The sequence below is a fragment of the Leisingera methylohalidivorans DSM 14336 genome (genome assembly GCF_000511355.1).
Classification (GTDB): Bacteria; Pseudomonadota; Alphaproteobacteria; order Rhodobacterales; family Rhodobacteraceae; genus Leisingera; species Leisingera methylohalidivorans.
The window spans coordinates 16,903-41,868 of record NC_023146.1; the positions used below are offsets into that span (position 1 = coordinate 16,903).

The following is a 24,966-nucleotide window of genomic DNA, read 5'->3' on the forward strand; positions in this document are numbered from 1 at the left end:
ATCGGACGCAGCGCGGGTCATCAGAAGAACGCTCTCTTACCCCAGCTTGAGATCCTCAACCGCCATTTCAGGCGAAATTGCGAAATTCATCGTCATGCCTGGCATGCCAATCTCGGCAATTGGGCCGTGGGTAATATTTGCAGTGGATGCTTCCAGGTCGATCTTATTGATCGCGCCCAAAACACGGATGGGCGAGTTTGCCGGCTCAGCTGAGGACAAGACCAGAGTCATACCGTCTTCCCGCAGAAACGTCAGCATCATGTCCTTGTTTGTCGCCAGCGTGGCTGCATCGAGTGTTTCAGCCAAGGTGAAATCCATAGTCATGGCTGGCATGCCGAACTCAGGGATCGGGCCGTGGCTGATCGTTGCCTTACGCTGGGCAGTAACAATTTGCTTGATTTGACCCGCTGCAACAATTGGCGCCGCGCCCTCTTCGGCGGTCTCCATTGGCGGCTCTGCTGCAGCAGCTGGCTGATTTGACTCCGGTTTGGCCTCGTCCGGTGAACGAACAGCCACAACGATGTAGAGACCGTCTTCACCTTTGGCGAGATCGAAGGCCACAGCTTCCCCGAGCGGAATGGCATCCTGATCCACGCCGGAAACGGACATTTCCATTTCCATAGCCGACCAGCCCAATTCCGGGATCGGATCGTGCCGTAATGCCAGCTTACCATCATTGGTGACCGCATCAATGACGCCTATGGCGGTGGCCACAACGCCATCATTGGAGCCGAGGTCAATCAGCGACAGACGCCCATCAGCGCCACGGGCCGCACGGAAAGCCACCTCCTGGCCTGCCGTCAGATGGCCGATTTCCAAATCGGCCCGCACTGGGAATTGTGATACCATGGCTGGCCAGCCGAGACTGTCGAGCTCATCATGCTGAACCGTCGCCAGACGTGCTACCAGGTCCAGCGCCACAAGGACCCCTTCGCCGCGGGCGGGTTCCACATCGGTTGGTGCCATTCTGATAAAGCCTGCCGACAGCGCGCTTTCGCTGTCGATCAGAAACTGCGCCGAGGCCACCACTACTTCGCCGGGGGCCAGACCCTGGATGACTTCTGTCCGGTTGCCGTCCCCGAATGTGCCCCGCAATCCGGTTGTGATCAGGCGTGGCTTGAAAGTGCCCTTGGCGGTCTTGAGAATGACCCGCTCGGAGTGGCCAGTTCGGATGATGGCCTCGTTCGGAACTGTCACCGCAGAGCGTGTTTGCCGCGGTGACAGCGCGACAGTGCCGAACATGTTCGGCTTCAGCAGCCCTTCAGTATTGTCAAAACGCAGCCGCACCGGCAGCGTGCGGGTGGTGGCATCCAATTCGGGATAAATTTAGTCTACTTTTCCTTCAAAGACCCGGCCCGGCAAATGCTTAAACCGGGCTTTGGCTTCCATCTCAGTGGACAAGCGGGCCAGATCCTTCTCGAAAACGTCAGCGACGAGCCATTCACTTGACAAATCAGTCAAGGAGACAGACCTGATGTCGGGTTCCAAGAACATTCCGTCGGCGGCCTTCACAGAGAGCACTATGCCGTTTTGCGGTGCGTATACCCGCAGCCTGCGGGCCAAGTTGCCGGAGCGGGCAATTTCATAGATCTGCTGCTGCGAAACACCTAGACTGCTCAGCTTTCGTTTTGCCACATCTACGATGCGCTGGTCTCCGGCTTCAATTGCGCGCACAAAGTCGGCGCTGGAGGATCCGATTTCCTGGGAGAACATCTCAAACAGCAGCTCGGCCTTGGAAACCCGGTCTCCAACCGCAAGCGTTCTTAACTGTTCGATCCAGCCTTCGACGCGGGTGTGCACGTGGCTGGTCAGATGTTCGTTGTAGCCGATAAAGCCAACGGTTTCGATCCGTTCAGAAAGGGGTTCAACCTGGGCCAGGGCGGTGCGCACGCCAATGGCATTAATTTCCGCAGCCGACAGCTGGACCTCGGCAGGGTCGCCTGAAGGCTCCTGGCCAGCGTAAACCGGGACCAGGTCCATACCCATCGGTGATTTTCCGGGTCCGTCCCGGCGGAAATTCGCATCCATCGGTGCAACCCAATAAAGGATTTCGGCACCGGCACCCCCGCCTGCGGCGGTCGCATCCAGGTAGTGTCTCTCCCCCAGCGCCCCGATCGCCAGGCCGGAACCCAAAGTTAATAAAAGCAATGCAGCATAACGTCCGCGCATTTGAACCTCGCCCGGGCGGTCCTTCGCCCATGTCAAATTTTCAGCAATTCAGTAGATCGCGCGCAAGCGCGCGGGATGTGTCCGGTCAAGCGAGCCTGGGCGGTCGTTCAACTTTTTGCAGCAAGGGAAGAATGCGAAAAACGGCTTCACGGTTCGCAAATACCGGGCCAACGAGCCGGTATTTCGAGACCACCGAAAAGGCGCTGGTCAGCATAAGAGCGCTGCAAAAAAGTATCAAACAATTCCCTACGGTACTATGATCGTGACACGGCATCCCCTGCTCGGCGGCCATATCCGTATCACTCCTGAAAGCAGTTGGCAGACCAGCTATATCTGTGGCCAGATCCATGCCAATGACCGGCACCCCGGAGGGCCGCTGATCATGCATCGTGCACAAAGGGATCAATGACACGGCTGTCAATTTCAACAGAATGAAAAAAACCGCCACAGCAAGGAGCGCAAGCTGCACTATGTTCAGTTTGAAACTATGTCTGCTGGCCTCAGTCATGATCCCGAGATATCCATTCTCCGGGGAAGTACAAATAACGTCGCTGTGTTTGAACCGAGATCCTTTGTAGGGCTCTACCGCAAACGTTTTGGCGGTGTGAGCGATACCTGAACCGCGACTCCTATAGCCTCTGAGGGTAGGGGCATCGGCCCAACTCTGCCAATTCGAGAACCGGGATTCCGGCGTTGCTGCGGGAGAGACGGGACACTGGCCCCCTTCATTCCTTTTGACCTCTGAACCCACGCCAATTATGAACCCCCAACGTTTTCTGCCGTTGCTCCTCAGCTCGCCCATTGCGCGCAGAGCCTAGACCTCTGCGCGCAATGAATATTTAAAAGCGGCAGTTTATCGATTTAGGCGGCATTGTTCGCAGAGGTCTAGTCAAACTTCTGAAACGGTTTGTCGACCGGCGTTTTTGCAAGATGGTTGGTGTAGTTCGACATTACCTTCTGCGCATAACCCAAGATGATGTCGAGGATGTTCTGCCGGGTGAAGCCTGCATCGAGAAAAGCCTGCACGGATGCCTCAGTCAGGTTGCCGCGTTCGCGCACGATCTTGAGCGTGAAGTCGCGCAGAGTTTCGAGACGGGCGTTCGGCAGCGGTGTCTGATTGCGCAGAGCATCGGTTATTTCCAGGTCGACCTTCATGCCGTGGGCAATGGCGGTATGGGCTGGAACGCAGTAACTGCAAGTGTTCTCGACATTGATGGTCTGCCAGACAACGGTCAGTTCATCCTTGCCGAAACTGGAATTCTGAAACAATTCATGCACGCGCTGATAGGCCTCAAGCAACTGGGGCGACTCGGCCATGACCGCATGCAGGTTTGGGATCATGCCAAATGCGGCCTTGGAATTCTCCAAAAGCGGCTTAGACGCTTCAGGCACGGTGGTTTCGTCATGAAGGGTGAAATCTGTCATCGTTGGTCTCCGTTGCAATGATGCTAACCCGAGTCAGGAGCCCGGATCGCGAGAACTGATGTAAGGAGTTTGAGTGATCACTCAACCATAGACTTGAACAATCACTCAATCTTGAAGCCAAGATCCCGAAGAAGCCGGGACATTTCCGTTGGCGCGCTTTATTCTGTGGTTATGAAACGCGCGCGCCCTTATGACCGAGACTCCGCATTGAATGCTGCAATGAACTTGTTCTGGAGAAAAGGTTATCACGCCACATCTTTGAAGGACCTTGAATTCGCGCTGAACATGAAGCCGGGCAGCATTTACGCTGCCTTTCACAGTAAGGAGGCGCTCTTTTTGGCGTCGCTCGAGCGGTATATGCAGGTTAACCAGGTTCGTCTCGGTGAATTGCTGGCCGGAACGGGGTCTCCGCTGGCCGCTCTTGCCGAATTTCTGCGCAGCTTCGTGTATCCGGCAAACGAGGCCCGAGGACCGCAGGTCTGCATGATTGTCAAGTCTATGTTAGAGGCGACAGACGCAGATAAAGCAATTGCAGAAGCCGCCCGCACCTATTTGGACAATATGACCGGCGAGATCATCGCGCTTTTCCGCGCTGCGCAAGACAGTGGCGAGCTGCCGGGCGACGCCGATGCGGTGCTTCTGGGGCGGCGCTATCTTCTGAACCTCACGGCCCTGCGCATCGAGGCGCAGTGGACAAGGTGTGGCGCTGAGCTAAAGCAGCTGGCGGAGAGCATGGCGCAGGAGGTTGAGGCCCTGGCTATACGTTCTTCCGAAAACTGATACCGGTGCCGGATCACACCAGCTGAAACGCCTGGAAGGCAAGACGTCCGGTAGGGATTGCCAACAAGTTTGCTAATGGACATTAGCATAGGCAGCCGGGATGAAGATGCCTTGCACGATGCCTGGCCTTCAAGGCTACCGTTTTCCTCGCGAGCTCGTCACACCCAGCTCCTTGGCAACACCGGTTTGTGTGGCACCAGGCTTATATAGCCTAGACCGCGTTGCACGAATAGCGCCCGGGCCGCAATTGCCCCTTTCCCCGGCTCGTTATGCGACACGCTGATAGGCTGCACGACCGAGACGGGTCATGCGGTTGAGGGCGTTGACAGCGATGCGGGCTTCGGTTGCCTGGGTCTCCATGTTGCAGCTGCGCAGTTCCTGTCCGATGAGCTGTTTGTAGCGCCCGATCTGGGCCTCGCCGCGCGATCTCTGACCATAACCGGTGGCCTTCTGCCATGCCATTCGGCCAGTTTCGGTTATCATGTCGATATGAGCGTTGCGTGCCTGGCAATTTCCGGGAACAGCGTTCTTCGGCGGCGGAATGATCAGTTCGACATCCGAGCCAAACGCCTGCCGGATTGTCACGCCGGTTGGTACACCATCATAAGCCCCGTCTCCGATGAAACGGCGCACCCGACCGGACACCTCGGCAAGAAGGTCGGGCAAAGCGCCTGTGTCCCCGACATGCTGGGGTGTCAGGCAGGACGCCACAAGCTCGCCGCTCTCCAGATCGAAGCCTATATGCAGTTTGCGCCATATCTTACGGGCCTTCGGCAGCCCGTGCTTCTCCCGCATCCACTCGCGGCCACCGTGGACACGCAGCCCTGTGCTGTCCACAACCAGCGCGATCGGACCACTGGCTGTCCGGGTGTCAGGCGCGATCTGAAGCGATGGCGAACGCCGGCAAAGCGTCGAAAAATCTGACACGGGGAGGTCCGCCTGCATGAGCCGCAGCAAACTGCGGACAAAGCCCTGCGTTTGGCGAAGCGGCAAGCCGAACACGGCGCGCAGGGTCAAGCAGGTCTCGATCGCCAGATCAGAATATCGTTGTTGACCACCGCGCTTGCCAGAGCGCACTGCGCACCACCGAGACACCGCGTCTTCGCTGAACCAGACCGTTACGTCACCACGCTGGCGGAGCGCCTCATTGTATTCGGCCCAGTTCGTCACACGGTACTTTGGCTTCGCAAACTTATCCCGCCGCGACGCGTTGAATTTGAAAGGCATCCCAGCATCCCGCAGTCAAATCGAAGGACCAGCTACGCATCGGAAACGATTTGTGCAACACGCTCGCGATGATGGGACCGAGGCAGGAAGCACAGGCGTCACTGTTTTTGAGTTCTCGCTTGAGGATCATGTGCCTCAAGACCACCTGCTTCGATCCATTGATAGTTTTTTCGATGTGAGCGGCATCCGAGGCCACTGGGCGGACTTCTATAGCCATACTGGTCGTCCATCAGTCGATCCTGAGTTGCTGATCCGCATGCTGCTGGTCGGGTATCCCCGGGCCGGTCCCTGCGCATTGGCGGGTAGATCAGGCGTCGGTGTTCAGTTCTGCTGAGGGCACTGATTCACGTTGCGGACCGGTGCCAGGTTAAGTTCAACAGCAAGGCATAGCTGCAACGCCCAATTAATCGGCACTTGAACCGAAAAACTATTTAAACTTCGGCGAACAGATAAATTTCATCGGTCGCGACACAAAGAAACCTTCACGACGGGCGCCGCAGCGCAGCATGGTAGATTCACACAAAGGTTGCGCCGGATACCTCCTTCCATCCTGTGCAGCGGAAAAGAAGTCCAACAGGGCGTGGCCGGGCAGTGGTTTGCCCGGCCAGGTCACTTGTTCACAGCCAAATTCACATAGGCTGACCTGGTAAAGGCAGGACTGGCGTGTTGAGCAGACCCCGGGCGTGTGTCCCGGTTCGATCAGCATCCAACGCAAAAACCGCCGTTCACTTCGATTTGCCCTGTATTCGTACAAATTTGGAGTTTCATAGTGCTGCTGCAGCAGGCCGGTCAGCGCAGTCTCTCTAACGCCCAAATGGCAGGCACATCTTGATGCAGCCTGTCAATTTTCAGGCAAGTCTGCCAGTCCTGAACATACATCCTAGCTGGCAACTGGAAAAACCTCAAAGCACCCGGCCCAATGAAGCTACAAACTTCCCGGGAGCCTGAGCATCACCGCATCGTCAGCCATAAACCATTGCCCAGCCTTGCCCCGCGCGATCGCCAGAGCAGAGGTTTCCGCGCATGTGCGGGACGGCTGTTCGAGGCTGAAGACGCTGCATCAATCCGGAGCGCTGAAGCTGCTGTTTCCGCAGGGCCGTCCGGATGTCGAGGCGGTTGCGGTCAATACCGCTGGCGGCATCACCGGCGGGGACGATTTCCGGCTTGCAGCCACCGCCCATGCGGAGGCCGGCTTGACGGTTACCACCCAGGCGGCAGAACGCATCTACCGGGCGCTGCCGGGCCAGACCGCCAGGGTGGAAACCCGGCTCTGCGCCAAGGCCGGCGCCAGGCTGAACTGGCTGCCGCAGGAAACCATTCTGTTCAACGGCTGCGCCCTGCACCGCCGCCTGATTGCGGAGCTGGAACCCGGTGCGCAGTTTTTGCTGATTGAACCGTTTGTCTTCGGCCGCGCTGCAATGGGCGAAACACTTACGCATGCGACGGTCCGCGACCGGATCGAAATCCGGCGCGGCGGCAGTCCTATCTACCTCGATGCCACGGCGCTTGCCGGAGATGCCGCCGCTATGCTGCAGCGGCGCGCAGTTGCGGGCGGCGCCGGCGCCATGGCTTCACTTGTGCTGGTGGCGCCGGAGGCCGAAGTGAAGCTTGATCCGCTGCGCCGGATGCTGCCGGAGACCGGAGGCGCCTCCTTGCTTGGGCCGGATCTTCTGGTGCTCCGCCTGCTTGCCCGGGACGGTTTTGCCCTGCGCCAATGCCTTGTTCCGGTGCTGGAGCGGCTGCTGTCCGCGGGGCTGCCGCGCACATGGATGCTTTGAAGAAGGAGGAGCGGATGAACCTGACCCCGCGCGAAAAGGACAAGCTGCTTATCGCCATGGCTGCCGAAGTCGCCCGCAAGCGGCTGGACCGCGGCGTCAAGCTGAATCACCCGGAAGCGATTGCGCTGATTTCGGATGCGGTGGCCGAGGGCGCCCGCGACGGCCGCACGGTGGCTGAGATGATGGAGGCCGGCGCCCAGGTGGTCAGCCGGGATCAATGCATGGAAGGGGTGCCCGAAATGATCCGCGATGTGCAGGTCGAGGCCACATTTCGCGATGGCACCAAGCTGGTGACCGTTCACCAGCCTATCCGTTGAACCCCCGCCCGGTGCCGGACGCCCCGAACCACCCCAAGACAGGAGAAAGCATGATACAACCAATACCCGTTACCGTCGCGGTTAGCGCTCTTGCGGCGGGTCCCGCCCTGGCTCACGGCGGAGCGCATGTCCATCCGCATGAGGTCGGCCTCTGGCTTGTCTTTGCAGTGCTGGCGGCGCTTGCCGCAGGCGCAGTTCTGGCCTGGAGGCGGAAGTGATCCCGGGTGAGCTGTTCCCGGCCGGAGGCAGCCTGACGCTGAATGCGGGCGCCGAAGCCACCACTCTGATGGTCGCCAATACCGGCGACCGGCCGGTCCAGGTGGGCAGCCATTACCATTTTGCCGAGGCTAACCCGGCGCTGGATTTCGACCGGGCGGCGGCCCGCGGGCGGCGGCTCGACATTGCTGCAGGCACCGCCGTGCGGTTCGAGCCGGGGCAGCGGCGCGAGGTGCAGCTGATCCTGATCCTCGGCAGGCGCCGTGTGTTCGGGTTCAACCGGAAAGTCATGGGAGTGCTCTGACATGCCGGTACAGATTCCGCGCAGCGATTACGCGGCCATGTACGGCCCTACCACCGGCGACCGGCTGCGGCTGGCGGACACCGATCTGATCATCGAGGTGGAGCGCGACCTCACCACCTATGGCGAGGAAGTGAAGTTCGGCGGCGGCAAGGTGATCCGCGACGGCATGGGGCAGGCGCAGGCAACCCGTGCCGAGGGGGCCGTGGATACCGTCATTACCAACGCGCTGATCCTGGACTGGACCGGCATCTACAAAGCCGACGTGGGCCTCAAGGACGGGCGCATTGCCGCCATCGGCAAAGCGGGCAACCCGGACACCCAGCCGGGTGTTGGTATCATCGCCGGCCCTGGAACCGAGGTGATCGCGGGCGAGGGGCGCATCCTGACGGCTGGCGGTTTTGACAGTCACATCCACTACATCTGCCCACAGCAGATCGAGGATGCGCTGCATTCGGGCATCACCACCATGCTTGGCGGTGGCACCGGTCCGGCGCATGGCACGCTGGCAACGACCTGCACACCCGGCCCCTGGCACATCGGCCGCATGCTGCAGGCTGCGGATGCCTTCCCGATGAACCTCGCCTTTGCGGGCAAGGGCAATGCTTCGCTTCCAGCTGCACTGGAGGAACAGATCAACGCCGGCGCCTGCGCGCTGAAGCTGCACGAGGACTGGGGCACCACGCCCGCCGCCATTGACTGCTGCCTCGGCGTTGCCGATGCGATGGATGTGCAGGTGATGATCCACACCGACACGCTCAATGAATCCGGGTTTGTCGAGCACACTGTGAAGGCCATGAAGGGCCGCACAATCCACGCCTTTCATACGGAAGGCGCCGGCGGCGGCCATGCCCCGGACATCATCAGGATCTGCGGCGAGGAGCATGTGCTGCCGTCCTCCACCAACCCCACGCGCCCCTTTACCGTCAATACGGTCGAGGAACACCTCGACATGCTGATGGTCTGCCACCATCTGGACAAGTCGATCCCCGAAGACGTGGCCTTCGCCGAAAGCCGCATCCGGCGCGAGACCATCGCGGCGGAGGATATCCTGCATGACATGGGCGCATTCTCGATCATCGCTTCAGACAGCCAGGCCATGGGCCGGGTCGGCGAGGTGATCATCCGCACCTGGCAGACCGCAGACAAAATGAAGAAACAACGCGGGCGCCTGGCGGAGGAGAGCGGCGGGAACGACAACTTCCGCGTCCGCCGGTACGTGGCGAAATACACTATCAACCCGACGATAGCGCATGGGATCAGTCACGAGCTTGGTTCCATCGAAGCGGGCAAGCGCGCCGATCTGGTGCTGTGGAACCCGGCGTTTTTCGGCGTGAAGCCTGAAATGGTTCTGATGGGCGGCACCATCGTCTGCGCCCAGATGGGTGATCCCAATGCCTCGATCCCGACACCGCAGCCGGTCTATTCCCGGCCGATGTGGGGCGCCTATGGTCGCTCGGTCGAACATACCGCCGTCACTTTCGTGTCGGAGGCGGCACAAGCTGCGGGCATCCGCGGCAGCCTCGGGCTGGCCAAGCAGACCGTGGCAGTGAAAAACACCCGCGGCATCGGCAAATCCGCACTCAAGCTCAATACCGCGACCCCGCGGATGGAGGTCCACCCGGAAACCTATGAGGTGCGGGCGGACGGCGAGCTGCTGACCTGCCGTCCTGCCGCGGAGCTGCCAATGGCCCAGCGTTATTTCCTGTACTGAAATTGAGCACCGGGAGAAAAACATGAGTAAAGTCACAGCACCGCGCCACGTTCGCGGCAATCAGGCGGCGAAAAACCTGGCCCGCTTTGCCGACCTGGCATACCCTATGCGTCAGAGGGAGGAGCTCACTGGAAAAGGAGTGATCTCCAATGGCAGAAATCTCACACATTATCACCGGCAGGCCGGAGTTAGCGGGCATCCTGCGCCGCTGTTTTGCGGCTGTGGGCAATGCATTGGTCGCTATTGCGGAAGCGGATTCACGCATGCGTGCCGCGCGGCAGTTGAACGCGATGAGCGACGAGGAACTTGCCGAACGGGGCCTGAGGCGCGAGGACATCGTGCGCCATATCTTCTCAGACAGGTTCTACATTTGAGGCCGTTGGCCGTCGGCACAGGAGCGTACGGATGAACGCGCCTATGCTGACTGCCCGGGCATATCATGGCCATGCTCATGCCGCCGCCCCGGTGGACCAGGTGGTGCTGGACTATGAAGCCAGGTTCCTGCGCCGCAAGGTGCTGCAGACCGAAGGCGGCGACCACCTGCTGGTTGACCTTCCGCAGACCACCTCGCTGGAGCACGGCGGCGTGCTGGTTCTGGAGGACGGCGGTGAAATCGCCGTCGCAGCCGCAGCTGAGCCGCTGCTGCAGATCACCGGAGATGGGCTGTTGCGGCTGGCCTGGCATATCGGCAACCGCCACACCCCCTGCCAGATCGAGGATATGCGGCTGCTGATCCGCCAGGACCACGTGATCCGCGCAATGCTGGTGCAACTTGGCGCCACAGTGGAAGAGGTGACGGAGCCCTTCACCCCCGAAGGCGGCGCCTATGGCCACGGGCGGACCCATTCCCACGAACACGGCCATTCCCTTCATCACGGTCCGGAGCACAGCCATGAGCATTAATCCCGGGCCAGTGGTGCTGCTGCAGTGGCTGTCTCCGGCTTATCCGGTGGGCGCATTCGCCTGGTCCCACGGGCTGGAAACTGCGGTTGCCCGCAAGGAGGTGACCGATGGGGCAGGGCTGGAAGCCTGGCTGGGTGATCTGCTGCTGTTTGGCAGTGCCCGCACGGACGCAATTCTGCTGGCCGCTGCCTGCCGCGCCAAAGACATGGCCGCGCTGGCAGAGGTGGACGCCACCGCCCGCGCATTTGCTCCCTCCCGGGAACGTCTGGCTGAAACAGTTGAACAGGGCGCCGCCTTCTGCCGGGCCACGTCGGAGGTCTGGGGCGGCAGCCTGCCCCGTCTCAGCTATCCGGTGGCTGTTGGCCGTGCCGCGTGCATGCACGGGCTGGCGCTGGACCTGACGCTGCACATGTTCACACATGCCTTTGTTTCTAACCTGATTTCGGCAGCCCAGCGGCTGCTGCCGGTTGGCCAGATCGAAGGCCAGCGCATTCTGAAAAACCTTGGCCCGCTGGTATCCGATGCAGCGAAGAACGCGCTCACTTCGGACCTGTCCAGCCTCTCCAGCGCCTGTTTTGCTGCGGATGTCGCCTCGATGGTTCATGAAACACAATATTCAAGGATTTACCGGTCATGACTTCTCCCCACGGTCCATTGCGGGTCGGAATCGGCGGACCGGTCGGTGCGGGCAAGACCACGCTGACCGCCCAGCTTGCCCGTATTCTGTCGCCGCATCACTCGATCGGGGTGATCACCAATGACATCTACACCCAAGAGGACGCCGAGGCGCTGATGCGGATGCAGGTGCTGCCGCAGGACCGGGTGATCGGGGTCGAGACCGGCGGCTGCCCGCATACCGCGATCCGCGAGGATGCGTCGATCAACCTTGCCGCGGTGGCCGAGATGGTACGGCGCCACCCGGATGTGGAGATCGTGCTGATCGAAAGCGGCGGCGACAATCTCTCTGCCACCTTCAGCCCCGAACTGGCCGATGTAACTCTGTATGTGATCGACGTCGCGGCGGGTGAAGAGATCCCGCGGAAGGGAGGGCCGGCGATTACCCGCTCTGACCTGTTGATCGTCAACAAGACGGATTTGGCGCCCCATGTCGGCGCATCGCTCGACGTGATGGCGCGCGATGCCGCGCGGATGCGCGGATCGCTTCCCACGGTGTTCACCAGCTTGCGGCACGGCAAGGGGGTTGCCGAAGTTGTCCGCCATCTTTGTGCAATCGGAGGTCTTACTTTCGCGGTCCCGCTGTAGCGGTTTTCCCGCTGCCGCCCCGTGGGCATTTGACAGCCCTGGCCCGGCTGCGAAAACATCGGACCGTGCCGGAGAGTTTTGTCCGGAGCATTTGACAGGAGCTGTGACTGCAAGTGACCCATGCAACCACCGCATTCGACGCACGACTGGCCGGGCTGCTGCAGCAAATATACCCGGACCACATCACTGCGCAGCTCGCGGCACGGGTCGTTTCAGCCTTCTGGCCCGAGGGCACGCACCGCCGCAAGCGCGGCCGCAGGCCGGGCAACCGGCTGTGGTCCGAGCGCGACGCGGTTCTGATCACTTACGGAAATTCGCTGCAGGATGGCAGCCACAAACCGCTGGATGTGCTGTACGATTTCCTGCTCAACCGTATGCGCGGGGCGGTCAACGGCGTCCATATCCTGCCATTTTTTCCCTATACCTCGGACGATGGTTTTGCGGTGAGCGACTACCTGGCGGTGAACCCGCAGCTGGGAGACTGGCAGGACATCAGCCGGATCGCGTCGCATTTCCACCTGATGTCAGATCTGGTGCTCAATCACGTGTCCAGCCAGGGCCATTGGTTCAATGAGTACCGTCAGGGCAATGCCCCCTATGACCGCTACTTCTATGAGGCCAGCCCTGATGACGACCTCTCGCAGGCAGTGCGCCCGCGCACCACGCCGCTGCTGCAGGCCGTCGAGACCCGCAGGGGAACCCGTCATGTCTGGTGCACCTTCAGCCATGACCAGGTTGACCTCGACTTCACCAACCCGGACGTGCTGTTGGAGATGCTGGGCATCATCCGCCTGCACATCAGCAAGGGGGTGCGGATCCTGCGGCTGGACGCGGTGGCCTTCATCTGGAAGCAGGCCGGCACCCGCTGCATCCACCTGCCGCAGACCCACGCCATCGTGCAGCTGATGCGGCTTCTGTGCGACTATGCGACCGAAACAGTTGTGCTGCTGACAGAAACCAATGTGCCGCGCAGCGAAAATCTGAGTTACTTCGGCAACCGGAATGAAGCGCATGCGATCTACAACTTCCCACTGCCGCCCTTGATCCTGCACGCCATGCAGTCGGGGACGGCGCGCTACTTGCACCGCTGGCAATCAGCGATGCCGCCGGCGCAGCTGGGCTGTGCTTACCTGAACTTCACCGCCAGCCATGACGGCATCGGCATGCGCCCGGCCGAAGGTGTTCTGCCGCCGGAAGAAAGGGCGCGGATGATAGACGCCGCGCGGCAGGCCGGCGGGCTGGTGTCGATGCGAGCCAAACCGGGGGGCGGCGAGGAGCCCTACGAGCTGAACAGCTCCTATTTCGAGGCGATGCGCTGCACCTTCCCAGGTGAGGATGCGCTGCAGATCCCGAGGTTTCTGTGCTCCCAGACCATCGTGATGTCGCTAGAAGGCATTCCGGCCTTCTATATCCATTCGCTGCTTGCGACCCCGAACGATCACGAGGCCGTCGAACGGCGCGGCATGAACCGTGCCATTAACCGGCACCAGTGGCATTACCCGGATCTGCTTGAGCGGCTGGACGATCCGCATTCGGACCAGTCGCGGGTGCTAGGGGAGATGAGCCGCCTGCTGAAGCTCCGCGGCCGTCAGCCGGCTTTTCACCCCAACGCAACGCAGTTCACGCTGGCGCTGGACGAGCGCATGTTCGGGATCTGGCGGCAGAGCCTCGACCGGGACCAATCCATTTTTGCGCTGCATAACGTCAGCAAAGACACCGTGACCGTCAGCCCCACGGCAATCAACCTGATCGAAGGCGACGATTGGACCGACCTGATAACCGGAGAGCGGATTGCACCGGCTGGTCCTGAAATTCCCTTTGCCCCCTACCAGTGCCGCTGGATCAGCAACAGGGTCTGATCAGGCCGGGTCAGGCGAACTCGTCCTGGTCAGCAACTGCCGCACCCTTGAGATCTGTCAGGAAATCAGGGTCGGCCGAATGCACGCGGTTCCAGGTCGGGATAAAGGGCGTTTCATGCGGGTTTTCCAGGAACATGTGGCCTGCGCGCAGAATGTTCTCGGCAAAGAGCTCGATCGACTTTTCTTCATTGTGGCGATCGACTGACAAGCCGTTCATCTTTGCATCGCTGTGGTAGCCCTCCAGCAGATCGAGCGCCGACCGGTAGTAGGTCGCTTTGAGCGTTCTAAACACATTTGGTGTGAAAACCGTGCCGTCCGCTGCCAGCTTGCGGATGATCGCCTTGCAGATGTCGGTGGACATGCGGCTCAGGCCCCGCGAGGCGTCTTCAGGCGATAATTCCTGGTGCTTGTGGTCATAGGCATCGGAAATTTCGACCTGGCACACCGATTTCGGCGCCAGGTTGCGCCAGGCTTCGGACAGTACTCCGACCTCCAGACCCCAGTCTGAAGGGATGCGCAGGTCTGCCAGAACATGGGTCCGCATCGCGAACTCCCCCGACAGCGGGTATCGGAAGCTGCGCAGGTAGTCGAGGTAGTCACGGTCGCCGACCACACGCTTCAGGGCAATCAAAAGGGGGCTCACCAGCAAGCGGGTCACCCGGCCGTTCAGCTTGCCCGACCCGATCCGCGGATAGAACCCTTTGGACATCTGGTAGGAGAACCCGGGATTGACAACCGGGTAGACCAGCCGCGCCAGCATCTCGCGGTCATAGGTGAGAATATCGCAGTCATGGATCGCCATGACCGCGCTATCTGCACAGGCCAGGAGGTAACCGATACAGGACCACACGTTCTTGCCCTTGCCGGGTTCCTGCGGGGCGAGCCCCAGGGTGCCGAGCCGAGCCTCCAGCACCTGCATCCGCGGGCTGTCGTTCCAGATCACGATGTGATCCTGCGGCAGCCTTGCGAAAAATTTGCGCGCGTGGCGGAATTGTGCCTCGTCCGCCTGGTCCAATCCGATGATGATCCTGTGCAAATAAGGCACCTGTGCCAGCTCTTCCACGATATTCTCCAGCGCCGGGCCTTCCAGCTCGGAATAGAGACAGGGCAGGATCAGGGTGATGCGCCTGGTTTTAGCGTAGACCGTGAGCTCATGCGTCAGGTCCTCAAGGCTGCGAGTTCGCAGATTATGCAGCGTGGTGATGTTTCCGTTCTGGTGAAAGTCAGCCATCGCTTGCTTCCTCCCTGGTCAGATTAAGGTCCTGCAGCAGGCCGAGGATCGCGGCGTTCCAGCCGGCAGGCCCGGCAAGTTTGGTACGGCGGATGCGCCCTTCTGCTTCCCTCGGCAGGGGCGGCAGATCCGGCCCGTGCGGGTTGCTGACGATATATCCGACATCCGCGGCCTGCAGCATCGCGGCGTCATTGGGTGCATCGCCAAGGGCCGCAGTCAGCCCGGCGGAATAGTGCTGTGCCAGATCCCGCAGCCTGTCCGCCTTGTTGCCGCCAAAGGAAAGCGTCAAGAAGCGCCCGCCGCGCTGCGCCTGCAGACCGGCAGTCCGGGCCGCTCTCAGGAACCGGCCAAGTTCCGCCTCTGTTCCGTGCCAGATACCGGGTTCGCTGAAGTCCCGGGTCCGGGCCTTCCGGGCTGCCTCAAACGTGAGGCCAGTAAGAATTGCAACCTCATGATCGGACATCGCCCTAAAACCGCGGAAGCCTGGCGGCAGCACTGCAATCCGGTCCAGCAGGTCCGGGTACCGGCTGCTTTGCGAGGCGGTCTCCTCTCCCGCCCCGAGTAGCCCGGCGCCGTTTTCGACAATTGCAGGCCATCTCCCGAGACCCATCGACTGCCTCAGTGGAGCAACTTCTGCCGCCGTCTTGCTGGTGGCCAGAATAACACCCGCCCCGGCTCTTTTCAGCGCTGTCAGCGCCGGCCGGGCGGGCTCCCAGCTATAGTTCTCGTGGTGCAACAAGGTGCCATCGAGATCAGAGAATACGAGAAGCGGGACAGCTAGCGTCATGCGCCAAGTATAGTCTGGCCGTCCCGGGATGGAGAGATTTCCGCAGCCAGGCCAGGCGCGGTTGCTGAAATCCTGTTCGGTTCTCTGCTGCCTGCCTAAAGTTCGGGCTTTTTTCATCCGCAGGCCTGGGCCCAAGCCGGCAGGGCGGCTTGATCCTGATCACTTGAGGAAAGCTCAATTGGGGTATTCTTTCCCGGAGGAGGCGCAAGATGCGCGCAATGATGTTCCGCTAGGCTCACGAGCCGCTCTTCCTGGAGGACGATCCTCAGCCGGAACCGGGGCCTTGGGACGTTCTGATAAAGGTCGAGGCCTGCGGCGTGTGCCGCACTGATCTTCATATTGCAGATGGCCGATCCTGCCGTTTGCAGAAGTGCCCGATGCCAGAACGCGCCCAGTTGCCGCGCAGATAACAGGACAGACCCCGGCATTGTGAACGCGGCGGAAGAGCGGCTAAGCCGGGCATTTGCGGAGCGGGACGGAGCGCTGCTGGCAGACGTGCTGAAGCCGCTTCCAATCAGCTATGCGCTGCGAGAACTGACAAACCTGCCGCCGGATGACCAAAGCCTTGCGCTGTCGCTGCGGCCTGCGGAGCGTGCCGAATAACCTTACAAGAAGTCCGTCTTGCTGCCTGTTCAATAGCACCACGGTGCCTCCACGATCTTCAATAATCGTTTGCGCGATACAAAGGCCTAATCCTACACCGTCGGAGGGCTAGGCCTGACCCGTAAAAAGGCGGCGGAAAGGTTGAAAGACCGTTTCGGGTTTAGAGTCAGGAATGCCCGGTCCGTCGTCCTCGACGCAAATGACAAAATCGCGGCCTACAGGAGAAAGGGGAATGGTCGGGCAAGGGAGCTCCGGCACCGGCCGGAACGCCATGTGAACACGAGTATGCAAATGGCGCTATCTGCGCATCGTTGCCTCGGGTGCTACCCACAGCATGGAACGTTAGGAGACAGGGTAACTGGATAGCTGCTGACCCCTGAAGGCGGCTTCTCCAAATGGCGCTTTCAGTCTCTGCATGGATTTGCTTGAGCGTCCCAAGATCACAGCCCCATTTTTGATGAGCCCGATTTAGCGAGTTTCACCGCAGCTCCGGAATGTTTAGACAGCTCTAGCGGGAAATTTTTTCATACAGCATTCTTCTAGATTGATCCCCTCATGACACTAAAAGCTAAAGACCAGATGCAGCCAGCCGCATGAATAGCAGGCAGAAATTAGGTCAGCAATCCTGACTTATTTAACATAAGAAGGCTTATAGCGCGGAGCGCTCACAGTGCGGCCCGGTGAAACACCCGGGCCGCGGCAACCCGGCTATTGCCGTTCGAAAACAAAAATTTGCGCAGTGCTGCGGGTGTCCAGAGCCGTTGTCGGACTGCTCGCGTTTCAAAAGGAACGAGGAACTACGCCCATGCGCAACAAAGGACATACCCAGCTTGTCAGAGGCGGCCAGACGACACAACACTGGACCCGCATGGCAACACAGGTGCTTAAGTACAGCATCTCAATGGCCGCCGCCGCCTTCACCGTCACGTTTCTGATTTTAGTCTTACAGAATTACGAAATGGATAAGGTGCGGCTCACGGGCATCTACTGGATCGCTGAATTCAACGTCGAGCAGCGCGGCACCGAACTCCGGGAACTCCACTACATGGATCTCGGCGGCCAGCGTGTGAAACGCACCGCGGGCCAGATCTATGCCGACCGGGAAATCCGTGCAATCTACGAACAATACGCCGCCAATGCCTGGCGCTTCCTCTATGTCTCGATTGTGCCTGCGGTTGCGGCATTCGCCTTCACCTTCGCCGTCTTCGCGATGGTCGGCCGCTCCCTGAAAGAGGAAGAGCACATCCGCGGTGCGCGCCTGGTCACCGCCAAAGAGCTGAAAGCCTGGTCAAAGCGGAAATGGCGCGAATACGAAAAGCGCTTTGGCAAGGGCTCCAAGAATGGCCCCCGCTACACGTTGGCCGGGATCGAGTTTCCCCCCAATGCTGTGGAAGCACAGATCGGCATCACCGGCACCGTCGGCACCGGCAAAACCAATGCCATGCACGAACTGCTGAACACCATCCGGGCGGCAAGCGGCCGGGCCATCATCTATGACCGCATGGGCGGCCTGCTGCGCGACCACTACGACCCGGAAAAAGACATCATCCTCAACCCCTTTGATGAACGCTCTGTGGGTTGGTCCCCCTTCAATGAGGTGGTTTCTCCGGAAGGCTTCGCACAGATCGCCGAGGTGATGATCCCGGATCAGCAAGGCTCCCTGGACAGTTTCTGGACCCAATCCGCCCGGCTGGTCTTCCAGTACGCCGCCCGCGAGCTGGCAAAGGCCGGAAAGACCACAAATACTGACCTTCGCAAAGCCATCATGAACATTCCATCCGAGGAGCTGGGCAAACTGGTGGCCGCGACGCCCGGCGCGCATTTCTTCGGGGAGCATGTTGCCAATACCTCCGGCTCCATCCGCGCCAACATGATCACCGAGCTGCGGTTCCTGGAATACCTGCGCGATGATGCCGAACCCTTCTCAATCCGCGATTGGGTGGTGGATGACCGGCCCGGTTTTGTGTTCCTGACCGGCAACGCCGAACAGTCGGCAGCGGTGCGCAACATCGTCTCGGCGGTTTTTGAGGTGGCGGCCAACGCGCTGATGACGACAGAGGAAAGCCGCGACCCCAAGGTGTGGTTCTTTCTCGATGAAGTGCCGACCCTGAACAAGATGCCCTTCCTGCCCAAGAGTCTTGCGGAGATCCGGCAGTTCGGCGGGGCCTTTGTTGTCGGCTACCAGGTGTTTTCCCAGCTGGAAGACATTTACGGCGACAAGGCGGCGGAGACGATTTCCGGCGTCCTGAACAACCGGGTTGTCTTCAACACCCCCGATTACAATACCGCGCAGCGCTCCTCCCGATCCCTGGGCGAAGAGGATGTGATCGAGCAGCAGGAAAACCTCACCTTGGGGGCGCATGACACCCGCGACGGCGTGGGCATTGTCGGCCGCCGTACCCAGCGCGCGATTGTCACCCCGGCGGAAATCCAGTCATTGCCCCAGTTCGTAGCCTATTTCCGTCCGGCCTATGACGCCCCAACCGCCAGAGTACGCTTTGAACCGGTTCCGACCACGGCCACCGCGGAAAAGTTCATCCCCTACAAGGGCAACGGCTTCGACGCCGGCGGAATGCAGGTCGCCGCCGTGAATGTGGAGATCCAGGAGGGCGAGACTGCAGAGGAAGGCTTTGCCGCCCTGAAGCCTGAAGATCAGAAGGCTGAATTCTTCCGCTTCCTGGACCGTCTGCGCCCTGAAGGTACGGCGCGGATCGAGGCTCCAGCCAACACCTCGGAACGGGACTGGTACTGGCAGCACTTTGCCACCGCCCGGGTGCGCGGCCTCGATGTGAAAGAGATCGCTCCGCCGGATCCTTATGCAGGCTTCGCAGGCAACGGCACTGCCAAGGCCCGCGAAACTGCCGCGCTTCCCTACCCCGGCACCGCGCCGGCACAATCTGAACCCGCGGCTGCATCGGCGGCGCCAGAGGTTGAACTGGCATCGGAGGATCCGGCGCAGGCCGCAGAAACGCCACCAGCCGGGGGCGCAACGGGTGAAACAGTCAGCACGCCCCTGCCCCTCTCTGTTCGTGCCCATCCTGCTGTTGGTCAAACCCAGCCTGACAGGAGAACACCGAAGCGGCCGGAACGCCCTCAAGCGGAACCCGCGAGTGATGCCGCAACAGCCTTTCTGAACCTTGAAACTGCCTTCGCGGAGGATTCCTGACATGATGTCGATTTCAAACGTCTCGGCCGGAGCGGCTGCCAGCGGCTACTACAAGCAGGAAGGCTATTACAAAGCGGGAACCGAGGAAGGCGAACGGGCGGCCACCTGGTTCGGCAAAGCGGCGGAGGAAAACGGTCTGACCGGCTATGTCGATAACAGGCACTTTGCGCAGCTGCTCGATGGTGAAGCTCCGGACGGCAAGCTGATGGGCCGCTACGTGGACGGCGAGCGCCAGCACCGTCCCGGTCTCGACCTCACCTTTTCCGCGTCCAAATCGGCCTCAGTGGCCGCCCTGGTGATTGGTGACAAGCGCATTATTGAAGCTCACGACGCCGCGGTGCGCGCAGCTATGGCAGTGGTGGAAGAACGATTTATTAAAACGCGCTTCCAGCAAGACGGGGAAATGACCACCAAAACAGGAGAGGGCATCATTGCCGGAATTTACCGGCATGATACGTCCCGCGCGCTTGATCCGAATTTGCACAGCCATGCCGTCATTGCCAATATGGTGAAAAACGAGAACGGCGGATACTCGGCAATCCGGAATGAAGCCGTTTACAACAACAGAAATCTTATCACCGAGATTTACCGCTCCGATTTTGAGAACAGGATGGCAGATCTTGGTATTGCCACTGAGCGTGGGAAATACGGCGAGGTGAACATCTCGGGAATTTCCAAGGAAGTGACCGAAGCCTTTTCCAAGCGGCGGCAGGAAATTCTGAATACCCTCGACAGTAAGGGCATGGATGTTTCGCCGGAAACAGCGAGCAAAGCAGCATTAGCCACCCGTGCGGCCAAGCACAAAAATCTGGACCGGGACGCGCTGCGGGAAACCTGGCGTGCAGATGCACTCACGGCCGGTCTTGGCCGGGATCAGCTGGACTTTGGCCGGGTGGGTCACGCAGCCCCGCAGCCTGTGGTGCCACTCGATCAGCAGCGCCCGATCGACCCCCTCGCGGAACCCGGCCAGCCGTCCGGAATGTTCGAGAAGGCCAAGGCCATGCTGTCCAGTGCTGCAGCCGTGGCTCGCCTGGAGACTGACCCCAGGCAGGCTGTAAACCGCGCCGTCGAACACATCAGCGAACGGGAATCCGCTTACAGCCGGGCGGATCTCACAGTGGCGGCAATGCACTTCGCCTACCGCTCAGACTTCAAGGCGGTAGACGCGGAAATCAACCGGCAGATTAAGGCTGGCAGGCTGTTTGAAAGCGGCGAGGACGGACAGATCCTGACCGACAAGGCGTCCGTGGAACTGGAACGCTCTATTCTAGCAACTTGGCGGAAAGCCGAAAAGACCGAGGGGCTGGAATTGCAAGGCACTGCCCGCAGAACCGGGGAAAGCGCCCTCAGCAAAAAGCTGTCTGAAACTAATTCGCTATCAGACGGTCAGCGCGCCTCCATCGAAACCACCCTGACCGGGAACGGCCGCTATGTCGGCATTCAAGGCTATGCTGGGACAGGTAAGACCTTCATGCTGGAGAGCACCAAGGAAGCCCTGACCCGCATGACACATTATGCCGGTCAGAGCGGCTATGAGGTGAAAGGCTATGCACCCAGCCACCAAGCGGTGAGTGAGCTGACCAAGGTTCTGGGCAGCGCCGAGACCCTGGCGAAAGTGGTCACGGCCGAACGCCACCATCCGCAGGACGTGGACAACAGCAGGACCATTCTGGTTGTCGATGAAGCCTCGATGGTCTCTGCTCAGGACATGCGCAGCTCCATGGACTACGCAGAGCGCACCGGCGCACCGCGTGCCGTGTTCGTAGGCGATGTCCAGCAGCTCGATGCGGTTGCGGCAGGCCAGCCCTTCGCACAGATGCAGAAATCCGGGATGCGAACAGCGGTCATGGACGAGATCCGCCGCCAGCGGAACGATGATCTGAAGGCAGCGGTCTATCACTCGATCCGGGGCGAAATCACGGCAGCGTTCAACCGTTTGGAAGACAACGTTCTGAAGGTTGATGATCCCCGGCAAGAGGCCGCAGAAAGGTTCCTGGCGCTCACCCCGGCAGAGCGGCAGGGAACCCGGATCCTCGCCCTCACCAACGCCGCTCGGGCAGAGATTAATGAGGCAGTACGCGACGGTCTCCGGCAGGAAGGCCATATCGCCTCCGATGACGTCAAGGTGAACGGCCTAGTAAACCGTCAGCTCACCGAGGCCATGCTTGCCGACGCCCGCAGCTACGCCCCTGGCGATGTCGTCATGTCCGTGGCCACAAGCAAGGAATACGGCCTCAAAAAGAACAGCCTCTATGTGGTTCGGGAAGCTGATCACAGGGGCAATAAGCTGACCGTTGAGCATGAGGAAACCGGTGTCCGGACCACCCTGCCCCTGGCTGCAAAGTTCAATCAACGGGAGCTTGGAAAGGCGCTGGTGGCCTACGAACGCGAGGCCCGAGGCATGGCTGAAGGCGACCAGGTGCGGTTCCGGATCACAGATCCGGAAAGCGGCATCAAGAACGGTTTGCGGGCTGAAATCAAATCAACAAAGGGTGGAGTAATTGAGGCCGAAACGCGGGAAGGATCGCGCATCACAATTCCGGCTGACAGCCTCGCAGCCCGCGGCCTGGAACACGACTAAGCAGCCACCGCGCACGCGGTTCAGGGTGAGACCGTTGACAAGGTGATTGTGGCAATGCGCTCCACCGAACGGCTGGCGACCCAGAAGAGTTTCTACGTCGAAATCAGCCGGGCACGGGATGAGGCGATGCTGCTGACTGAAGATCCGGACCGGCTGTCAAAGGCCATCGAAAACGAAACTGGCATCCGCCAGACCGCCCTTGATGCCTGGCTGGACGGCCGTCTCGCTGGCGCCCGCGCCTGGCAGCCGGAAGAAGAGAAAGCCCGAGAAGAACCGCAGCAGAAACCCGAGGCGGTGAAGGAAAAAGAGGCCAAGGAGAAGGAGCCGGAGACCCCTGCCCTGCCCGGTCTTTTCGATGAGAAACTTAAAGAAGTTGAAAAACAGGCAGAAATCATCCTGCAGCGTGACAAGGACATTGAACGATGAGTGAGACACAGCAGAACCTCCGTGTCCGGCTTGGGCCGGTAGCGAGCGCCCTGATCGAAGGCACCGCTGAAAACCGTCAAGAAGCTTTGGACCGCGCTATCACGGACCTGCAGGAAAGGGCCGTGAGAAACGCTGACGAACGAGAAGGTCAGGNCTTAGGCACGGGCTCCTTGCAAGGGCTGGAAAGCCGGATCGAGGCGCAAGGCGAACGCCTGTCGGCGCTGCGGTTCTCTGTCATGAAGGAGATGCAGATGATCCGTTTGCTCATCGCCTCCCTCATGTCGAAGTCCGATACCAGCCAGCAACAGCTCCTCGCATTTGCTACCGAAGCGGTGGAGACGCTGCGACGTGGCTCCAGCCTAGTCCTGGAAAAAGAGCACGCAAACCTTGCCAGCCAGGAGGCCGCATTCCAGGATGCGATCCGGCTCGACATGCAGCAAGGCAGCGACGGATTGGAGCGCGAGGCAGAGGTGGAGATCGAGCGATGAATGAGGCACGAACAACCCCAGTTTTGCCGGGCCAGAGCTGGCCCGCGGCCTGGGCCACGCCGGGCCAGAGCCGGGCCACGGCCGGGCCAGGGGCAATTTTGGCCCTTGAAAATAGGGCTTCACAAGGTGCTGCCACTACAAAATTGACAAAATTCAAATTTTGGCAATCAAATCAGCGCCTTGCGCTGATTGCAGCTTTGCTGCGTGGGGTGTGGCACAAATCTGAGGCCCCCGGGCCGAAACCGGCGCTCCAGGGCACCCGGTCAGCCATTCAACAGACTGGCTTTCCCGCCTGCGGAACGGACCGCGGCGGCGGTTTTCCTTCCTGAACTATGCTGCTTCCCCGCTTTTCCTGGCCGCTTCCCGGGAAACTGCGCGGGGTTTTCCTGAAGCAGAGAAGGAAGACAGCCATGCGTAAATCCGCTCTGAACACCGCCAATACCCGCCCTGTTTCCCAACGGTCAGAGACCGTTCATTGGGACACTGAGGTTCCCAAGCTGGGCCTCCGGCAGCGCGGCACCACAAGCTCCTGGATCGTGCAATGGCGTGCCGATGGCGGGACCCGCAAGCATGCGTAATTGGGCAGACCCTGAACTGAGGTCGAGCTCCCGATAGGATCACAATAGATCTGTGAAGATGGGAGATTTCGAATGGAGTATTTCGCGGGCTTGGACGTTTCGCTGCGGTCCTGCGCGGNCTGTGTTGTCGATGGCAAAGGCACGGTTCTGCACGAGCAAGAACTGCCTTGTGAGATTGAGGNGATTGCCGGCTATCTGACTGCGCTTCGCTTTCCGATTGAGCGTGTTGGCTTTGAAGCCGGTACGATGTGTCAGCATCTGTACTACGGCTTGATNGCTGAAGGGTTTGAAGTTGTCTGTATGGAAGCGCGTCAGGTGAGCGCCGCACTATCGGCGATGCGCAACAAGACGGATCGGAACGATGCTCGGGGAATTGCTCAAGTCCTGCGCACGGGGTGGTTCAGCCCCGTTCATATGAAGAGCCGGGAGGCGCACGGCATTCGGGCGCTTCTGAGCACACGGAAAGCTCTGCTGAGCAAGACCATTGATCTGGCCAACGAAGTGCGCGGTCTTTTGAAGATCTTCGGTATCCGCCTGCCCAAAACAGTGCAGCATGGCAGCTTTGACGATATGGTCCGGCCAATGGTCGAGATGGACGAGGTGTTGGCCCATGCCTTGCTGCCGCTGCTTGATGCCCGGTTGGCGCTGCACCAACACTTCCTGGAACTGGACCGGCGGGTTAAACGCGCGGCCCGCCAGGATGAGGTCTGCCTGCGCCTGATGACGGCCCCCGGCGTGGGCCCGGTTACAGCATTGACCTTCAAGGCTGCGGTTGATGACCCCGCGCGTTTCAAACGATCTCGCACCGTGGCCGCTCACTTTGGTTTGACGCCCTGAAGATACCGGTCCGGTGAACAAGATAATCCCGGTCGAATATCCAAGGCCGGGGATCGAGACGTGAGGGCGACACTTTACGCCGCCGCAAACGCCTTGCTGGTACGAACCAAGGCGGGCTCTCAGATCAAATCATGGGGGATGCGATTAATGCGCACCAAGGGGCGCCGCCGCGCTGTCGTGGCTGTCGCCCGCAAACTGGCCGTTCTGCTCCATCGCATGTGGGCAGATAGCGCCGAGTTCCGTTCAGGGACGGTGGAGGGCATGGCATGACCTAATAGCCCAATACCAAAACTGAACGGGATCGTCCTCACCGGACG

22 protein-coding genes and 3 pseudogenes are annotated in these 24,966 nt (G+C 60.4%); 18 read left to right on the forward strand and 7 right to left on the reverse strand.

All coding sequences use genetic code 11. From position 1 onward, the window contains the following. Positions 1 to 36 precede the first annotated feature (36 nt). The 4 genes and pseudogenes from METH_RS25290 to METH_RS20285 form a co-directional block, all read right to left on the reverse strand. Positions 37 to 1,242, reverse strand: a complete 1,206-nt coding sequence (locus METH_RS25290) for a copper-binding protein (RefSeq protein WP_342667105.1) — start codon at positions 1,240 to 1,242, stop codon at positions 37 to 39. Beyond that, positions 1,228 to 2,169 (reverse strand): annotated as a pseudogene (locus tag METH_RS25295) (heavy metal-binding domain-containing protein); the annotation flags it as partial. The pseudogene METH_RS25295 and the gene METH_RS25290, both read right to left, overlap by 15 nt. 85 nt (positions 2,170 to 2,254) lie before the next feature. Continuing rightward, positions 2,255 to 2,677, reverse strand: a complete 423-nt coding sequence (locus METH_RS20280; protein ID WP_024092641.1) for a hypothetical protein — start codon at positions 2,675 to 2,677, stop codon at positions 2,255 to 2,257. Between the two features lie 377 nt (positions 2,678 to 3,054). Then, positions 3,055 to 3,594: a carboxymuconolactone decarboxylase family protein gene (locus METH_RS20285; protein WP_024092642.1), complete on the reverse strand. Its 540-nt coding sequence runs from the start codon at positions 3,592 to 3,594 to the stop codon at positions 3,055 to 3,057. 219 nt (positions 3,595 to 3,813) lie between these two features. Between METH_RS20285 and METH_RS20290 the strand changes: the two genes are divergently transcribed. After that, a complete protein-coding gene (locus METH_RS20290) occupies positions 3,814 to 4,374 on the forward strand; it encodes a TetR/AcrR family transcriptional regulator (protein ID WP_245603006.1) in 561 nt (186 codons plus the stop codon). A 267-nt stretch (positions 4,375 to 4,641) separates the two neighbouring features. On the opposite strand, the gene METH_RS20295 is transcribed toward METH_RS20290, so the two are convergent. After that, complete coding sequence (locus METH_RS20295) at positions 4,642 to 5,601, reverse strand: IS5 family transposase (protein WP_044008777.1); 960 nt, start codon at positions 5,599 to 5,601, stop codon at positions 4,642 to 4,644. Positions 5,602 to 5,669: 68 nt separating this feature from the next. Between METH_RS20295 and METH_RS23545 the strand changes: the two are divergent. From METH_RS23545 to METH_RS20340, 10 genes and pseudogenes are all read left to right on the forward strand, one after another. Then, positions 5,670 to 5,875, forward strand: a pseudogene (locus METH_RS23545) (transposase); the annotation flags it as partial. A 712-nt stretch (positions 5,876 to 6,587) separates the two neighbouring features. Continuing rightward, positions 6,588 to 7,379, forward strand: coding sequence for an urease accessory protein UreD (locus tag METH_RS20300; RefSeq protein ID WP_052348798.1), 792 nt, complete (start codon positions 6,588 to 6,590; stop codon positions 7,377 to 7,379). Positions 7,380 to 7,393: 14 nt separating this feature from the next. Beyond that, positions 7,394 to 7,696 carry an urease subunit gamma gene (locus tag METH_RS20305; RefSeq protein ID WP_044008804.1) on the forward strand — a complete coding sequence of 101 codons (303 nt, stop codon included), beginning with the start codon at positions 7,394 to 7,396 and terminating at the stop codon, positions 7,694 to 7,696. A gap of 214 nt (positions 7,697 to 7,910) precedes the next feature. Next, positions 7,911 to 8,216: an urease subunit beta gene (locus METH_RS20310; protein ID WP_024092649.1), complete on the forward strand. Its 306-nt coding sequence runs from the start codon at positions 7,911 to 7,913 to the stop codon at positions 8,214 to 8,216. Between the two features lies 1 nt (position 8,217). Beyond that, on the forward strand, positions 8,218 to 9,927 hold the full coding sequence (ureC, locus tag METH_RS20315) for an urease subunit alpha (RefSeq protein ID WP_024092650.1): 1,710 nt from the start codon (positions 8,218 to 8,220) through the stop codon (positions 9,925 to 9,927). A gap of 149 nt (positions 9,928 to 10,076) precedes the next feature. Next, positions 10,077 to 10,301, forward strand: a complete 225-nt coding sequence (locus tag METH_RS20320; RefSeq protein WP_024092651.1) for a DUF1127 domain-containing protein — start codon at positions 10,077 to 10,079, stop codon at positions 10,299 to 10,301. A gap of 31 nt (positions 10,302 to 10,332) precedes the next feature. Beyond that, positions 10,333 to 10,830 (forward strand): urease accessory protein UreE, encoded by a 498-nt coding sequence (ureE, locus tag METH_RS20325; protein ID WP_044008779.1) that lies wholly within the window; start codon positions 10,333 to 10,335, stop codon positions 10,828 to 10,830. Next, complete coding sequence (locus METH_RS20330) at positions 10,820 to 11,467, forward strand: urease accessory protein UreF (RefSeq protein ID WP_024092653.1); 648 nt, start codon at positions 10,820 to 10,822, stop codon at positions 11,465 to 11,467. The genes ureE and METH_RS20330 overlap by 11 nt, the downstream gene beginning before the upstream one ends. Continuing rightward, on the forward strand, positions 11,464 to 12,093 hold the full coding sequence (gene ureG / locus METH_RS20335; protein WP_044008780.1) for an urease accessory protein UreG: 630 nt from the start codon (positions 11,464 to 11,466) through the stop codon (positions 12,091 to 12,093). Before METH_RS20330 ends, ureG begins: the two co-directional genes overlap by 4 nt. Before the next feature lie 113 nt (positions 12,094 to 12,206). Further along, positions 12,207 to 13,952 carry a sugar phosphorylase gene (locus tag METH_RS20340; protein WP_024092655.1) on the forward strand — a complete coding sequence of 582 codons (1,746 nt, stop codon included), beginning with the start codon at positions 12,207 to 12,209 and terminating at the stop codon, positions 13,950 to 13,952. A 10-nt stretch (positions 13,953 to 13,962) separates the two neighbouring features. On the opposite strand, the gene METH_RS20345 is transcribed toward METH_RS20340, so the two are convergent. Together METH_RS20345 and METH_RS20350 are read right to left on the reverse strand one after the other, a co-directional pair. Continuing rightward, a complete protein-coding gene (locus tag METH_RS20345) occupies positions 13,963 to 15,183 on the reverse strand; it encodes a glycosyltransferase family protein (RefSeq protein ID WP_024092656.1) in 1,221 nt (406 codons plus the stop codon). Beyond that, positions 15,176 to 15,970, reverse strand: a complete 795-nt coding sequence (locus METH_RS20350; protein WP_044008781.1) for an HAD-IIB family hydrolase — start codon at positions 15,968 to 15,970, stop codon at positions 15,176 to 15,178. Before METH_RS20350 ends, METH_RS20345 begins: the two co-directional genes overlap by 8 nt. 251 nt (positions 15,971 to 16,221) lie before the next feature. Here METH_RS20350 and METH_RS25210 point away from each other — a divergent pair, with 251 nt between their 5' ends. From METH_RS25210 to METH_RS20390, 7 genes and pseudogenes are all read left to right on the forward strand, one after another. After that, positions 16,222 to 16,380, forward strand: a complete 159-nt coding sequence (locus METH_RS25210) for an alcohol dehydrogenase catalytic domain-containing protein (RefSeq protein WP_156927565.1) — start codon at positions 16,222 to 16,224, stop codon at positions 16,378 to 16,380. Between the two features lie 19 nt (positions 16,381 to 16,399). Next, positions 16,400 to 16,573, forward strand: coding sequence for a hypothetical protein (locus METH_RS24160; RefSeq protein WP_024092658.1), 174 nt, complete (start codon positions 16,400 to 16,402; stop codon positions 16,571 to 16,573). 868 nt (positions 16,574 to 17,441) lie between these two features. Next, a complete protein-coding gene (locus METH_RS20360; protein WP_044008805.1) occupies positions 17,442 to 19,739 on the forward strand; it encodes a type IV secretion system DNA-binding domain-containing protein in 2,298 nt (765 codons plus the stop codon). Position 19,740: 1 nt separating this feature from the next. Then, complete coding sequence (gene mobF / locus METH_RS20365) at positions 19,741 to 22,320, forward strand: MobF family relaxase (RefSeq protein ID WP_024092660.1); 2,580 nt, start codon at positions 19,741 to 19,743, stop codon at positions 22,318 to 22,320. A gap of 54 nt (positions 22,321 to 22,374) precedes the next feature. Further along, positions 22,375 to 22,746 (forward strand): hypothetical protein, encoded by a 372-nt coding sequence (locus METH_RS20370; protein WP_024092661.1) that lies wholly within the window; start codon positions 22,375 to 22,377, stop codon positions 22,744 to 22,746. An 898-nt stretch (positions 22,747 to 23,644) separates the two neighbouring features. Continuing rightward, positions 23,645 to 23,812 (forward strand): hypothetical protein, encoded by a 168-nt coding sequence (locus METH_RS20385; protein WP_024092664.1) that lies wholly within the window; start codon positions 23,645 to 23,647, stop codon positions 23,810 to 23,812. Between the two features lie 72 nt (positions 23,813 to 23,884). Next, positions 23,885 to 24,919 (forward strand): annotated as a pseudogene (locus METH_RS20390) (IS110 family RNA-guided transposase). Positions 24,920 to 24,966: the final 47 nt, after the last annotated feature.